The 15,048-nt window shown below is 32.9% G+C and carries 17 protein-coding genes; all 17 read right to left on the bottom strand.

Going from position 1 to position 15,048, the window contains the following annotated elements; all coding sequences use genetic code 11:
* Positions 1 to 41: 41 nt before the first annotated feature.
* Entirely contained in the window at positions 42 to 578 is a 537-nt protein-coding gene (locus HALSA_RS07805; RefSeq protein WP_013406037.1) for a CDP-alcohol phosphatidyltransferase family protein, read from the bottom strand.
* Positions 571 to 879 carry a hypothetical protein gene (locus HALSA_RS07810; RefSeq protein ID WP_013406038.1) on the bottom strand — a complete coding sequence of 103 codons (309 nt, stop codon included), beginning with the start codon at positions 877 to 879 and terminating at the stop codon, positions 571 to 573. Before HALSA_RS07810 ends, HALSA_RS07805 begins: the two co-directional genes overlap by 8 nt.
* Positions 880 to 969: 90 nt before the next feature.
* On the bottom strand, positions 970 to 2,346 hold the full coding sequence (locus tag HALSA_RS07815) for a deoxyribodipyrimidine photo-lyase (protein ID WP_013406039.1): 1,377 nt from the start codon (positions 2,344 to 2,346) through the stop codon (positions 970 to 972).
* The gene (locus HALSA_RS07820) at positions 2,343 to 3,155 is read right to left on the bottom strand and encodes a mechanosensitive ion channel family protein (RefSeq protein WP_013406040.1); all 813 of its coding nucleotides are present in this window, start codon (positions 3,153 to 3,155) and stop codon (positions 2,343 to 2,345) included. The genes HALSA_RS07815 and HALSA_RS07820 overlap by 4 nt, the downstream gene beginning before the upstream one ends.
* A gap of 176 nt (positions 3,156 to 3,331) precedes the next feature.
* A complete protein-coding gene (locus HALSA_RS07825; RefSeq protein WP_013406041.1) occupies positions 3,332 to 3,631 on the bottom strand; it encodes an HU family DNA-binding protein in 300 nt (99 codons plus the stop codon).
* A 104-nt stretch (positions 3,632 to 3,735) separates the two neighbouring features.
* Positions 3,736 to 4,767 carry an NAD(P)H-dependent glycerol-3-phosphate dehydrogenase gene (locus tag HALSA_RS07830; protein WP_041595811.1) on the bottom strand — a complete coding sequence of 344 codons (1,032 nt, stop codon included), beginning with the start codon at positions 4,765 to 4,767 and terminating at the stop codon, positions 3,736 to 3,738.
* A 2-nt stretch (positions 4,768 to 4,769) separates the two neighbouring features.
* Positions 4,770 to 5,381, bottom strand: a complete 612-nt coding sequence (plsY, locus tag HALSA_RS07835) for a glycerol-3-phosphate 1-O-acyltransferase PlsY (RefSeq protein WP_013406043.1) — start codon at positions 5,379 to 5,381, stop codon at positions 4,770 to 4,772.
* A 14-nt stretch (positions 5,382 to 5,395) separates the two neighbouring features.
* Positions 5,396 to 6,712, bottom strand: coding sequence for a ribosome biogenesis GTPase Der (gene der / locus HALSA_RS07840; protein WP_013406044.1), 1,317 nt, complete (start codon positions 6,710 to 6,712; stop codon positions 5,396 to 5,398).
* Positions 6,705 to 8,003, bottom strand: coding sequence for a DUF512 domain-containing protein (locus tag HALSA_RS07845; protein ID WP_013406045.1), 1,299 nt, complete (start codon positions 8,001 to 8,003; stop codon positions 6,705 to 6,707). Before HALSA_RS07845 ends, der begins: the two co-directional genes overlap by 8 nt.
* Positions 8,004 to 8,127: 124 nt before the next feature.
* On the bottom strand, positions 8,128 to 10,434 hold the full coding sequence (locus HALSA_RS07850) for a bifunctional 4-hydroxy-3-methylbut-2-enyl diphosphate reductase/30S ribosomal protein S1 (protein ID WP_013406046.1): 2,307 nt from the start codon (positions 10,432 to 10,434) through the stop codon (positions 8,128 to 8,130).
* A 148-nt stretch (positions 10,435 to 10,582) separates the two neighbouring features.
* The gene (locus HALSA_RS07855) at positions 10,583 to 11,170 is read right to left on the bottom strand and encodes a lysophospholipid acyltransferase family protein (RefSeq protein ID WP_013406047.1); all 588 of its coding nucleotides are present in this window, start codon (positions 11,168 to 11,170) and stop codon (positions 10,583 to 10,585) included.
* A 3-nt stretch (positions 11,171 to 11,173) separates the two neighbouring features.
* A complete protein-coding gene (cmk, locus tag HALSA_RS07860) occupies positions 11,174 to 11,827 on the bottom strand; it encodes a (d)CMP kinase (protein WP_013406048.1) in 654 nt (217 codons plus the stop codon).
* A gap of 31 nt (positions 11,828 to 11,858) precedes the next feature.
* Complete coding sequence (aroH, locus tag HALSA_RS07865; protein WP_013406049.1) at positions 11,859 to 12,215, bottom strand: chorismate mutase; 357 nt, start codon at positions 12,213 to 12,215, stop codon at positions 11,859 to 11,861.
* A gap of 15 nt (positions 12,216 to 12,230) precedes the next feature.
* Positions 12,231 to 12,947: a ribonuclease III gene (gene rnc / locus HALSA_RS07870; protein WP_013406050.1), complete on the bottom strand. Its 717-nt coding sequence runs from the start codon at positions 12,945 to 12,947 to the stop codon at positions 12,231 to 12,233.
* A gap of 74 nt (positions 12,948 to 13,021) precedes the next feature.
* Positions 13,022 to 13,255: an acyl carrier protein gene (locus HALSA_RS07875; RefSeq protein WP_013406051.1), complete on the bottom strand. Its 234-nt coding sequence runs from the start codon at positions 13,253 to 13,255 to the stop codon at positions 13,022 to 13,024.
* Between the two features lie 66 nt (positions 13,256 to 13,321).
* Positions 13,322 to 14,071, bottom strand: a complete 750-nt coding sequence (gene fabG, locus HALSA_RS07880) for a 3-oxoacyl-[acyl-carrier-protein] reductase (RefSeq protein WP_013406052.1) — start codon at positions 14,069 to 14,071, stop codon at positions 13,322 to 13,324.
* Positions 14,072 to 14,100: 29 nt separating this feature from the next.
* On the bottom strand, positions 14,101 to 15,048 hold the full coding sequence (fabK, locus tag HALSA_RS07885) for an enoyl-[acyl-carrier-protein] reductase FabK (protein ID WP_013406053.1): 948 nt from the start codon (positions 15,046 to 15,048) through the stop codon (positions 14,101 to 14,103).

Here is a 15,048-nt window from a genome sequence, read left to right on the forward strand (position 1 = left end):
CTCCTCAGCGAATTTTTCATTTGTTCAAAATATAAATCAGTTTAGGCAAATACTTTTCGATAAGCTTTAATAAAATAATCTACCGCAGAAATAATATTGATCGGGATTACAAGATAGAATAGCCAATTTCCAAAAAAATTGATACCGATTAATCTAACTGCAATAGCAGTATATAATAAAAAGACCGATGCTTTACCAAGTAAAGTTGGATCTATAAAATTTAAACCAAAGAAATAGGTTATAATTCCAGAAAAGAATATAAAAAGTTCTCTCCCCAATATAATTAAGGAAACAACCCGTGGTATTAAATTTAATCTGATTAATAATAATAAAACACTTATAATAGTTAGTTTATCTGCTAGAGGATCTAAAAGTTTACCAAACTTTGAATGCATATTAAACTTCTTTGCAATATAGCCATCTACAAAATCACTCAAAGCCGAAAGCGAAAAAAGCCCTGCAGCTAAATAATAGTTCCCCTGCACAAATAAATATAAATAAATCGGGAGTAATACTATTCTCATCATTGTTATGATATTAGGAATTGTAAACAAATTCATCACTCCAGGGCTATTCATTAGACTCATACTCTTCTTTAGTAATTATTTTACCATTTACAACACTTTCTTTGATTTTTTTATAATGCTTATCAAATTCAATCTCTAGATCAATTTTATTATAGCATTGATCACACACCGCGACTTTTTTAATCTCATAAGCAGCCTGACGCTGGTCTTCATAAACTTTTTGTATATCATAACTTTTTCTAAATATTAGTTTCATTTGCTTTCCACACTTTTTATCTTCTAAATAAATTTCTATTAAAGGACTACTTTTTCCTTTACTAAAAAAATTTTTAATAGAATCAAATATACCCATTTTACACAGGGCCCCCTCTATTAAAGTTATTAGTCTTTATTATATAAAATATTCAACAATCCTCAATGATATCCTTCTTTTTAACCACAGCTATAGCTCTAAATGTTCCAGTTTATTAATTTTAGCTAGATATTTTTGCATATCAAATTTTCTTTCTAGACCATTTGAATTCATATATCTGATCTTACCAAAAATATTTCTTTCCTTCCAGGCGCGATCATGTTTACCAAAACACCAGGCAACACCTGCATAGCTATTTGGGTCTCTTCCATCAAGAGAATATTTGTTATTAAGTTTTAAAGCATATTGATAGGCTTTTTCTGGTTCAGAAACCCACTCCAATATTTTCTTGCCCCAGTACATTCTCATATAATTATGCATTTTCCCTGTTATTTTCATTTCTGTTTGAGCAGCATTCCAGTATTGATCATGTGTTTCAGCATTTTTCAACTGTTCATAACTGTAATTATAATCTCTTTTGTCAGCAGCGTGCTTTTTTAGACTCTTAGCTGCCCAATCAGGTAAAACATCTTTAAGACTACCATCATAATTTTGATTATAGTACACAAAATTGAAACTTAGTTCTCGTCTCACTATCAACTCTTCTAAAAATTCTTCAGCCTCTTTTGAATTTTCAAGAGCTCTTAATGCAATTTCTTGAGCTGAAATCTGTCCAAAATGAAGATAAGGACTGAGATCAGACTGATAATCAAAATAAGGGATATTTCTTTTTTCTCCATAATCTGCAATTTTATTGGTTAAAAATTCATTTAGTTTCTGTTCTGCAGCCTGATATCCACCTTTGAAGAAATTTTTATAGGAAATTTTATCTTCAAAAGTCATTTCAGCTAGGTATTGATCTAGATCTTCAATTAGATATTTATTTATTTCTTCAGGTAATTTTAGCACTGTCTTATTTTCAGGTTGGATTTCATTATAATCACTTAAATATTGCTCTCTAATTTTGTTTATCTTTTTTCTTATTGTATAGGCAGCATATTCTTCCTTTTCAGAAACTTCTTCAACCGGACAGATTACATTAGTCTCAACAGTATAAAAAGGTATTTTAATCAAATTAGCAGTTTTGGCTTTCCATTTTTTTAAATTCTTTAAATATGATTTTTCACTGACAAATAAACTTGCTTTAGCAGCAATTTGTTCAAAAATAGCATCATCTTCATAATTAAAAATAAAAAAATTAATATCTTTTTCTTCAAATCTGTTTTTTAACTCTTTTAAACCAGCAAACATAAATTCATAGTGTCCATATTCAGCTTCAGGAAAATCTTTATCGATTAAAAAGAAAATAAATAGAGGCTGATTTAGTTTGTTTGCCCTTTCAGCAGCATAGCTCAAAGCATGATTATAACTTATCCTTTGAGCTGACTGCATCCAGTACACTACATAGTTTGCTTTATTTAAATCAGCCTCATTAATTTTCTTTATTCTGCTTTCATTTAACTTCACATCTTAACTCCTTCATCAAAATGAACATCGATTTGTGGATAAGGAATATTAAATCCAGCTTCATCAAATGCATATTTAAGTTCTTCATGAAGATCATAATATACATTCCAATAATCAGTAGGTGAAACCCATACTTTAACATCAAAGTTTAATGAACTCCCAGCATGTTCTCCCAGTCTAATTATAGGAGCGGGTTCTTTAAGAATCAGTTCATGCTCTGATACTACTTTTTTGATTACTTCTTTAACTTCATTTATATCGTCATCATAACCAACACCAAAACTCAAGTCAACTCTTCTTTTATCTAAAGCACTAAAATTAGTGATACTGTTAGTGGATATATTTGAATTTGGAACATATATTTTCTTGTTATCTGGAGAAGTAATTATTGTATAAAGCAGCTCAATCTCCTGAACCTTACCTTTATAACCTGCAACTTCTATCATATCACCTGCAGTAAAGGGTCTGAAAATCAAGAGAAGTACTCCACCAGCGAAATTTGAAAGGCTGCCCTGTAAAGCAAAACCAACTGCAAAACCTGCAGCACCAAGTATTGCTATAAAGGAAGTAACTTCAAATCCAAGAGTAGAAGCTATTGAAAGAAATAATAGAATTAGTAAAATAGCCCTGCTCATGGAAAGCAAAAAGCTAGTTAAAGTTCTATCAAATTTGCCCTGAATATTCTTTTCCATAATTTTTAGTGCAAACTTGATAACCCATAAACCTATTAGCAAAAATACAACTGCTAACAACAACTGCATACCATAAGCTGCGACGACCGATTCTAAACCACCAGCAACATCATTCATCTTTATATCCCCCTTCTAATTAAAATTAGAGATGTTCCTCAACACCTCATTTTCTAATTAATAATTATTCTCTTTTATATAATTCTAGTTAAATCCTTACTATCCTGCTTATAATTATTAATAATTTGAATTAAAGAAGAACCGGGATTACCGGTTCCTCAATTTAATAATAAGTATTAGATATCTACGGTTTCTTTAAAAGATTTACCGCTTCTAAACACAGGTACCTTACGAGCTGGTATCTGTATTTCCTCATTAGTTTGAGGATTCCGGCCTTTTCTAGCACTTCTATCTCTTACTTCAAAAGTACCAAAGCCAATTAATTGTACATTATCACGATCATCTTCAGGTTTTTTAGCTTCTGCTCTGAGGTGGTTCATAATGGTATCAATCATGTTATTAATTACTTCTCCAGTATCTTTTTTAGTGATACCTGTATTTTCTGCAACGGCATCAATAAGTTCATTTTTAGTCACTGAAATTCACCTCCTTTGAAAAAATAGCTTTTTTATACATATACTTACTATTCTGGCTATAACAGCGATATCCTGCATTCTGAAAGAAAAAAAATATTAAAAAACTATATATTCCAAAGAGATTTATCTACTACTGCTTCCATTTCATGTTTTTTAGACCTTAACATCAATTGATCTACTGCCTGATATGGATCTTTATCATTAAATAAAACATTATATACCTGATATGTAATGGGCATTTCAAGCTCTAAATTCTCTTTTTCAAGCCATTTATAAATAGCTCGGGTTGTTTTTACACCTTCTACAACCTGTTTAACCCTGTCTTTTGCTTCTGCTATACTCTTGCCTTTACCGATCTCTATCCCAAACCGGCGATTACGACTGTGCATACTTGTACAGGTGACAACCAGGTCTCCCATTCCGGATAATCCAGCTAAAGTCATTTTTTTACCACCATGATAGTCTACAAAACGCCCCATTTCCATTAAAGCTCTTGTTATTAAGGCTGCCCTGGTATTATCACCAAAGTCTAAACCATCACATATTCCACTTGCTAAAGCAATAACATTTTTTACAGCTCCACCAAGTTCTACCCCAATTAAATCGGGATTAGTATATACTCTAAAGTAAGGAGACATAAAAAGGTCTTGAACCTTTTCAGCATTTTCTTTATTCCTTGAAGCAGATACTATTGCAGTTGGTAGTTTTTTGATAACTTCTTCAGCATGGGTTGGTCCTGATAAAACAACTACATTTTTAAATCCAGCATCTTTAATAATTTCTGAATTAACTTTAAAATTCTCTTCTTCTATTCCTTTGGCTGTAGAAACTATTAAAGTTTTCTCAGCAGTATATTTTTTCAATTCACTGCAGACCTTTTCGGCTGCATGAGTTGGAACAGAAATAACTATTACTTCAGCCTCTGAAACAGCTTTTTTGAAATCATTGACTGCTTTTAAGTCTTCATGTAGCTTGATCTCTGGAAAATATTTGTGGTTAATATTTTTCTCGTTAATTGAATCTACTACACTTTTATCTCTTGCATAAATCCTGGTTAAGTGACCATTTTCGGCCAGAATATTTGCTAGAGATGTACCCCAACTTCCTCCACCAATTACCGTAATTTTGCTTTTCATCACTAGCCGCTTTGCCCCAATTTATCGGGATCCATTCTATTTTCTTCCCCATTCATTAATCTATTTATATTTGCCCGATGGGTAAAGATTACAAATAACGATAAAAGAGCTCCAAATATGATATGAGGACCCTCAAATCCACTAAAATAGATCACAAAAGGAAGTGATAATGAACCAATTATAGAACCAAGAGAAACATATCTAGTTTTAATAACTAAAAATAACCAGATTAAAGCATAAACAAGAAAGGCGAGTGGATAAAGTCTTAAAATAACTCCAAAGGTTGTAGCTACACCTTTTCCACCGGTAAAACCTAAAAATATTGACCAGTCATGACCTGCAATAGCTGCCATCGCAACAAGTAAAACAAAAATAGAGGCTACATCACCAATAATTGCCTGCCCAACTAAAACTCCTAAAAAACCTTTTAGAATATCAAACACTGCTACTAATACCCCTGCTTTTAAGCCCATAACTCTAGCTACATTTGTTGCCCCAATATTACCACTACCGTAATTACGAACATCTTTTTTTAAAACTGATTTAGTTAAAAGTAATCCGCTCGGTATCGAACCAATTAAATAACTTATTAAGATAGCGAGTACAATTCTCATAATAGACCTCCTTTTTATTTGCGCTGTTTTAATTTAAAGTTCAATGGATTACCAACATATCCGAAAGCTTCTCTGAGAACATTTTCTAAATATCTTTGATAAGCAAAATGCATTAAGTTAGGATCATTAACAAAAAAGACAAAGGTAGGTGGTTTGACCCCAACCTGACTACCATAATATAATTTAAGCCTTTTTCCTTTTCTGCTCGGTGGTTCACGAAGTTGAACTGCTTCAGAAATTACCTCATTTAAGACTCCTGTTTTGATCCTTAAATTACTCTGATCTACAACATATTCGAGTAAGGAAAGCATCTCATCAATTCTTTCACCTGTTAAAGCAGATATATAGGTTATTGGAACATAATTTAAAAACTTAAGTTCATAATAAACTTCATCAGTATATCTTTTCATCGTTTTTGAATCTTTTTTCATCAAATCCCATTTATTAATTGCAATAACCATTGCCTTACCTTCATCATGCGCATAACCAGCAATTTTTTTATCCTGATCTGATACACCTTTTGTTGCGTCAATCATCATTAATACTGCATCAGATCTATCTACAGATTTTAAAGCTCTTAAATTACTGTAATACTCTATAGATTCTTTAACCCTTGATTTGCGTCTCAAACCAGCTGTATCAATAAAATTAAACTTGATATCTTTCCATTCTATTAATGTATCCACTGCATCTCTAGTAGTTCCAGGCATATCACTAACTATTACCCTGTTTTCACCTACAAGATGGTTTATCAAGCTTGATTTACCAACATTTGGTTTGCCTATTACAGCGATATTTATTGCTTCTCTTTTATCTTCATCTTCTTCATATTCCGGAAGTTCAGCTGATATTTTTTCTAAAAGTTCCCCGGTGTTTTTCCCATGCTCTGCAGAAATCAATATAGGATCACCAAAACCCAGAGAATAAAATTCCCAACTGATTTCCTGCTGATTAGAAAAATCTTCAACTTTATTTACAACTAATAATACTTCTTTATTGGTCCTGTATAAAAGCTGGGCAATCTCCTGATCTATTCCTGTCATACCGGTTCGCGAATCTACCACAAATAAAATTACATCTGCTTCCTCCATGGCCAATTCAGCCTGATATTTTATTTTGTTTTTTATCTCATCAGAATCACGTGGTACGATACCACCAGTATCTATAACATTAAAAGTTCTATCAAGCCATTCTGCTTCTCCATAGATTCTATCGCGGGTAACATTTGGCTCACCTTCTACTATGGCACGTCTGCCACCGACCAATCTATTAAAAAGGGTTGATTTACCAACATTTGGTCTACCAACTATTGCTACTGTTGCTTTAGCCATTTTCTATCACCTCCACTAATTCTGTTAGATTTCCAACAAACTCTATCGTATAATCTTTTAATTTCTCTTTAAATTCCTCACAGTGAGAACCATCTAAAAATTTATTCTCGTCATTTAATACTACATCTGGAATAATTATTTTTTGATATTGATCTTTATCAATTTTTTTGATTCTTTTTTCGATATCTACTGCAGTTAATAAGCCTGTAACTGTAACACTTTCCCCAAAAAAATCATTTTTTATTTTTAGAAGATCTATCTCTAAATTTTTAATATTATTTAATTCTTCAATTATAGGTTTAACTGCTTTAACACCCAATTCTGCAGTTATTACAGCTATTTTGAGCTTTTTAGAGAGCACATCTGGATAACTAAGCTTTTTAAAACTATTTCTAAATAAAGCTGTTAAGCCTATTCCATTTTCTAATTGGGGGAAATCTGCGTATTCTTGATAATCAGGTAATTTATTATTTGTTTTTAAATAAAACTCATCTGCTGCATAGATAATATTTTTACCAAATCTAGCAAGAGATTTTTTCTGCCATTTTTTTATCTGTAAAAGAGCTTCATTCATTTCTTTTTCAGTTAAAGATCTAAGTTCAGCTAATCCTTCCCTGAATTTTGTTATCCCAACCGGAACAACTCCAATTGAAAGCAGAGCTGGATATAAGTCTAAAAGATCTTTTAATGTTCTATTTAATTCCTGACCATCATTATAATCAGGACATAAAACAATCTGAGTATGAAACTCTATTCCCTTCTCTTTTAACAGATAAAGGAGCTCATTAATCTCTGCTGCCCGTTTGTTTTTCATCATTTTAACTCTTAGCTCTGGATTAGTAGTATGAACAGAGATATTTAATGGACTCAGCCTTTTATCGATAATTCTTTGCAGCTCAGATTTTTTTAAATTACTTAAAGTAATAAAGCTGCCCTGAAGAAATGAAAAACGATAATCATCGTCTTTCTGCATCAAACTGTCTCTCATATTTGGTGGCTGTTGTTTTACAAAACAAAAAACACAATTATTTTTACACTGTTTTAAACCGTCAAAAATAATCTCCTTAAACTCAATGCCCAATTCTTCATCAATTTTTCTCTGCAGCTGAAATTCCTGAATAGTATTATCAGCTCTTTTTACCTTCAAATCAATTACTGCTTCAGAAATTTGATATAAATAATCTATATAATCATTTATTTTTTGACCATTAATAGTAATAATTTTATCACTTGCTTTTAAACCAGCTTTAGAAGCTGTTGAGTCTTCAATTATCTTTTCAATTTTAACCATCTTCTGCCTCCTGTTTCCTTGATAATATCATATTTTAGCAGACTAAGCAAAAGCAGACAGCAAGCTGGTTTAACGCAAAAAAACCCGCCGCCCAAATAATATTGGACAGCGGGTGCTTTTTTAATTATTCACCCTGCTCAAAAATATCTCCTACGATTTCTCTAATTGTTGCACCACCAGTAGAAGCTGATTCATCATCTTTTTCACTTTTGCCTTTTGAGCTCTGTGAGCTGCTAGAACTACTTGAGCTAGGGGATGTAGATTTTTTAGTTTCTGGTTTTTCTTCTAGTTCTTTTAAACTTAAACCTACTCTTTCCTGCTCAGCATCTATATTAATAATTTTTGCTTCTTTAACATCTCCTACACTCACAACTTCATCTGCAGTTTTAACATGACGATGTGAAAGTTGAGAAATGTGAATTAAGCCTTCAATACCTTTTTCTACTTCCATAAAAGCACCAAAATCAACTATTTTAGTAATTTTACCTTCAACAACTTCACCTTCATAATGCTTTTCAGCAAATTCTTCCCATGGATCTGGAAGGAGCTGTTTTAAACCAAGTGAAATTCTCTCATCTTCTTTGTTAACTCCAAGTACCTTAACTTCAACCTCTTCTCCTTCAGATAGAACTTCAGATGGACTTTCAATTCTGCCCCATGACATTTCAGAAATATGGAGTAGACCTTCGATTCCACCCAGATCTATAAAGGCACCAAAATCAACCAGCTTTGTAACTTTACCGCTTACAGTTTGTCCTTCTTCTAAAGCTTCTAAGGTTTCTTCTTTTTGAGCTGCTCTTTCTTTTTCAAGAACTTTTTTGGCTGAGAGAACTACATTATTGTTATCTCTCTCAACTTCTATTACCTTTAAGCGAAGAGTTTCACCAACATAATCACTTAAGTCATCTACATAGCCAATAGCTACATGAGAAGCAGGTATAAATCCTCTTACACCAACATTTACAACTAAACCACCTTTAACTTCTTTTGTAACTTCAGCTTCAATTATTTCATCATTTTCATGGGCTTCTACAATTTTTTCCCAGGCTTGTTCATAGTCTGCCTGTTTTTTAGAAAGAATCATATTACCTTCATCATCTTCTAAGGTAAGAATAACTACTTCGATTTTTTGATCCATTTCTACAACTTCTCTTGGATCTTCAACAGGGCTATGACTTAAATGACGTAATGGTATAAATCCATCAGTTTTATAATTTACATCAACATAAACACCATTATCATTTATTTCAACTACAGTTCCTTCTACTTTCTGGCCTTTACTCAAATCAGCAATATCATTATCGCTATATTTAAATTCCGCTGCTTCTTCAGCTTCTTCTGTTTCTTCCGCTTCTTCTGCAGTTTCTGCTGTTTCTTCGTTTTCCTCTGCAGTTTCAAGCTCCTCGCTGTCATCAGCTTCTTTATCATCTGTAGTATCTTCTACTGTTTCTTCTGTTGTTTCTTCTATTACTTCCTCTGTAGTTTCTTCAGTAGTTTCTTCGCTAACCTCTTTAACCTCCTCTACAACTTCTTCAGCCTGCTCTTCAACATTTTCATTTTCTGTTTTTTCAATTTTCATTTCTTTGTTTTCTTCGTTCATTAACTGAATAACCTCCCTTATTAACCAGTCTGGAGTCGATGCTCCAGCTGTAATTCCAACTTTGTTTTTTCCATTTAGCCAAGTTCTATTTATTTCATTGGCTGTTTCTATATGATAAGTAGGGGTGCCTGTCGCTGTACATATTTCTGCCAGTCTAGTGGTGTTAGCACTATTACGGCCCCCTATTACAAACATGATATCTACCTCTTCTGCTAATTTTTTAGCTGAAGATTGTCTGACATCAGTGGTGTTACAAATAGTATTATAAACTTTTAGTTCTTTTACCTCAGTAATAATATAAGATATTATATCTCTAAAGGATTCAGGAGATTTTGTTGTTTGAGCAACAAAACCAACCTTTTTACTCAAATCTTTTCTATCTAGATCTTCTTTATCTTTTATGATTATAGATTTTTTCTCTGTTGAACCATAAATGCCCTTTACTTCTGGATGATCCTTATCTCCATAAATAAAAGTTTGATAACCTTCATCTACAAGCTTTCTTGCATATTTCTGAGCATTTTTAACAAATGGGCAAGTTGCATCAATAATCTTTAAGCCTTTTGCTTTAGCTTTATCCAAAACCTCTGGTGCAACTCCATGAGAGCGGATTATAATTATTCCAGATTCTATTTCAGATAATGATGAGGCAACTTTAACATTCTTCTTTTCTAAATTTTCTACTACCTGTGGATTATGAATTAAAGGACCCAGTGTATAAACAGGAGTATTTTCGTTCTGGCCGGCAGCTTCTAAAACCATATCAATTGCCCTTTCTACCCCAAAACAAAATCCTGCTTCTTCTGAAGTAATAACCTCCAGAATACTCACCTCCTTCCAACAATACCAGCAAATAGAAAAACGAAGTTAATCTTTTATTGCCTCTTAACCTTTTTCTCTATTTGTCGTCAAATTCCTTCATTAAACATAAAAAAATATGAAAAATATCTGGAGATTTCAATTTCTGTTTGATTTAAGCTTAAGAATTTACTAATTTAACAATTTTTTCTTTAATATATTGTGCTGCTTCTTTTTGCTGCTGATCAGATAAGTGCTTTTTGGGGAAGTCTTCCATGGTAAAAGCCTCACCAATATTGATTGTAATTCTACCTTTACTTTTTATGTTTTTGATCCCAACTGGCACAATCGGAACCCTGCTTCTGACTGCTAGCATTACTGAACCGTCTTTTAAATCTGCTACTTCACTTTCGTCTCCCCTTGTACCTTCTGGGAAAAGACCAAGCACTTCATCATTTTTTAAAATATTTAAAGCTTTTTTAACTGCTTTAATATCTGTGCTATCTCTATCTACAGGAAAAGCATCTGCAATATATAGTATAACTTTTAAAATCGGATTTTCAAATAGTTCTTTTTTTGCCATAAAATGTACGGGCCTGTTTAATACAGAAGCAATTAAAGGTGGGTCTAATAAACTTATGTGATTAGACATAATTATAACCCCTCCCTCTTGAGGAAGGTTTTCCTGACCACTCACTTTTGCTCTAAAAAATACCCTAAAAATAAAGTATATTATTTTAGAAATTAATTTGTAAAGAAATTTCCTCATTGATCATGCACCTTCAATTATGGCTTTTATTTTAGAAACTACTTCTTCTATAGAAAGCTCAGTACTATCTATAACAACAGCATCATCTGCAATCTTTAAAGGAGAATGCTCTCTCTGACTATCAAGCTTATCCCTTCTTGCTATATTTTCTTTTATCTCTTCATAATTAGCTTCTTTATTTTTCTCTTTCATTTCTTCAAATCGTCTTCTTGCTCGTTCTTCTATGGAAGCTGTTAAATAAAATTTATGTTCAGCCTCTTTTAAAACAACAGTAGTTATATCTCTACCATCCATAACCACTTTGTTTTTAGCAGCTAATTCTTGATGCTTTTTTACTAAAATCTCACGAACTCCTTTAACAGCAGCAGTTTTTGAAACATTTTTGTTAACCTGGCTGCTTCTGATTTCTTTACTTACATTTTTAGAATTCAAAAATATTTCTCCATCTTTATTAAAATTTATCTCGATTGATTTAGTTAGTTTAACTAGTGCTTCTTTATTGTTTAAATCAATCCCTTCTTGTAAAGCAGCATAAGTTACTGCTCTATACATAGCTCCAGTATCAAGATGTATATAACCGAGCTCTTCAGCCAGTCTGCGGGCAATGGTGCTTTTGCCAGCACCTCCCGGGCCATCAATCGCAATTACATTATCCATTATAAACACATCTCTTTCAGAAAGTTCATATTTAATCCAATAAATCAGGCCTTAATTTTTCTGCTTTTTTAAGATATTGATGTTTTACATCTTGCTTATCTTTGTGACCATCAACATGTATTAATAATCTTATCATTTTAGCACTACTATTTTCAACCTTCATTTCCTGAAGGCATAAAATTGGAGTTAACTCTAAACCCAGTTCGCGAATTGCTTTACCTGGATAAACTTTATCTAAATCATCAGTAGCAGATGTAATAATACTAACTAAGTCATCTTCTTTTAAATCATTCTCTTCTAATGTTTTTCTCATTAATTCTTTAGTTGCTTGTATAATTGCTGTTTCTGTATTTTCTTCAACACTTATTGCTCCTCGCAGTGCGTACATCAAAATTCCTCCCGATTAATTATCAATTTTATCCAGTTTATGCAAAGCAAATTTTGCTGCTTCCTGTTCAGCTTCTTTTTTACTTGAACCCTGCCCAGAGCCAAGACTATTTTCTTTAAGTTTCACAGCAACAATAAAAGTTTTATTGTGATCAGGACCTTTTTCATCGATAACTTCATATTCCGGTCTAATATTACCATCCTGCTGAATTATCTCCTGCAGCATAGTTTTATAGTCCTGAATATGGTTGCCCATTGCAACTTCTTTAATATCTTCTTTTAATATTTTTAATACAAAATCACTGGCTGCTGTAAAACCCTGATCAAGGTATAAAGCACCAAAAATTGCTTCCATAGAATCTGCAAGAATAGAATCTCTTTCTCTTCCACCCGTCATCTCTTCACCTTTACCTAAAAAAAGATATCTCCCTAATTCTAATTTTTTAGCAGCTTCTGCCAAAATAGGAGCACTAACAACAACAGCCCTCATTTTTGCTAATTCTCCTTCAGGAAAATCAGAAAACTTATTAAAAATATAAGTACTGACTGCAAGGCTTAAAACAGAATCTCCTAAAAACTCAAGTCTTTCATTATCTTTAATTGAAAGATTTTTGTTTTCATTGGGAAAAGATTTATGGGTTAGAGCTCTCTGCAATAATTTCTTATTTGAAAATTCAATTTCAATTTCTTTTTCAAACTCTAAAATATTTTTTTTATTATTTAACTCATCCATCTAAATTTCACCACCTAAAAAAAAATAAAAAGGGATGAAAACTCCACAATGGGAGCTTCATCCTGGATTATTCATTAAAGTACTTCTTCTAAATAATTTACTGCATCCCCAACAGTACGAATATTTTCTGCATCCTCATCAGGAATTTCTACATCAAATTCTTCTTCAAATGCCATAACTAATTCTACAACATCTAAAGAATCTGCTCCAAGGTCTTCTATAAATGAAGAGTCTTCAGTTATTTCATCTTTATCAACTGCTAATTCCTCTGCAACAATTTCAATAATTTTATCAATGGTATCTGCCACTCCATTCACCTCCTTTCACTAAGTTTTCTTTAATAGACGCATGGATAACTTAGTATTAGCACATGGTTAACCTAAACTCATGCCACCATCTATGCTAATAACCTGCCCATTTATGTAGTTTGCTTTATCAGAAGCTAAAAAGGCAACTAAATCTGCCACTTCTTCTGCTCTACCAAAACGAGCTAATGGCACTCTATTTATTATATCATCTTTTATACTATCTTTTAACTCATCAGTCATTTCAGTTTCTATAAAACCAGGGGCTATTGCATTACTACAAACTCCTTTTGAAGCCAATTCCTTAGCTAAGGTTTTAGTAAAACCAATCATCCCTGCTTTAGCAGCAGAATAATTTGCCTGACCGGGATTCCCAATTAAGCCAATCACTGAGGAAATATTAATTATTTTCCCATTATCTGCTTTTAAAAGATAACGAACTGCATTTTTCGTGCAGTTAAAGGTACCTTTTAAATTAATATCCATTACCTTGTCCCAGTCTTCTTCTTTCATCCTTAAAAGAAGTTTGTCTCTTGTTATCCCAGCATTATTAACTAAAACATCCAAGCCACCAAGAGTTTTATAAGCCTTTTTGACAAGTTCAGCTGCTTGATCAAAGTCACTAATATCTGCCTGAATTACATAAGCATTACCTCCAGATTCTTTTATAGAATCTCTAAGTTCATTAGCTTTATCTTCAGAACTAGCATAATTTATTATAACATCTGCACCTAAATCTGCCAACTTTATTGCGATTTCTGCTCCAATACCGCGTGAGCTCCCGCTAATTAAAACTTTTTTATTCTTTAGATCAATCAAATCTGTCACCTCTTTATGATAAATATTAGTTATTTAATTAAACTAAAATTTTTCTTTATAACTGATTCTGCATCTCTTATTATATCATCCATAATTTCTTTTACATCTTTTATTTCAGAAATCATTCCTGCAATTTGACCGGCCATTACACTACCTTCTTTTATATCTCCATCAACAACCGCATCTCTCAACTTGCCGGTACCTAATTCTTCAATCTTTTTGGGATCTACTCCCTCTTGCTCTAGTTTATCCAGTCTTCTTGTTAAGGAATTTTTTAGATTACGGACGGGATGGCCTGTACTTCTGCCAGTTACTACTGCATCTCTGTCTCTGGCATTGATAATTGCTTCTTTGTATTCTTTTGCTGCTGTACATTCAGTGGAACAAACAAATCTTGTTCCTATCTGGGCACCCGCAGCTCCAAGTGCAAGTACAGCGGCTAAAGTTCTTCCATCTCCAATTCCTCCTGCTGCAATAACAGGTATGTCAACTGCATCTGCAACCTGAGGAACTAAAGCCATAGTTGTTAATTCACCAATATGGCCACCAGCCTCAGTACCTTCTACTATAACAGCATCTACATCTAAGCGCTGCATTCTTTTGGCCAGGGCAACTGAAGGAACTACCGGAATAACTTTGGAACCCATCTCCTGAAATCTTTTTACATGTTTACCCGGATTTCCAGCTCCGGTTGTTATTACAGGAACTTTCTTTTCTATAGCTAATTCAATTATATCATCAGCAAATGGTGATAATAACATAATGTTTAAACCAAAATTTTTATCAGTTAGAGACTTTACTTTCTCAATTTCTTTTTCTATTACATCTGCCGGAGCATTTCCTGCTCCAATTACACCTAATCCACCAGCCTGTGATACAGCTGCAGCTAATTCTCCAGTTGCTACCCAGGCCATGCCTCCCTGTATAATTGGACTCTCTATTTCTAATATATCACATAATTTAGTTTTTAATGACAT

This window comes from Halanaerobium hydrogeniformans (assembly GCF_000166415.1).
Taxonomy (GTDB): Bacteria; Bacillota; Halanaerobiia; order Halanaerobiales; family Halanaerobiaceae; genus Halanaerobium; species Halanaerobium hydrogeniformans.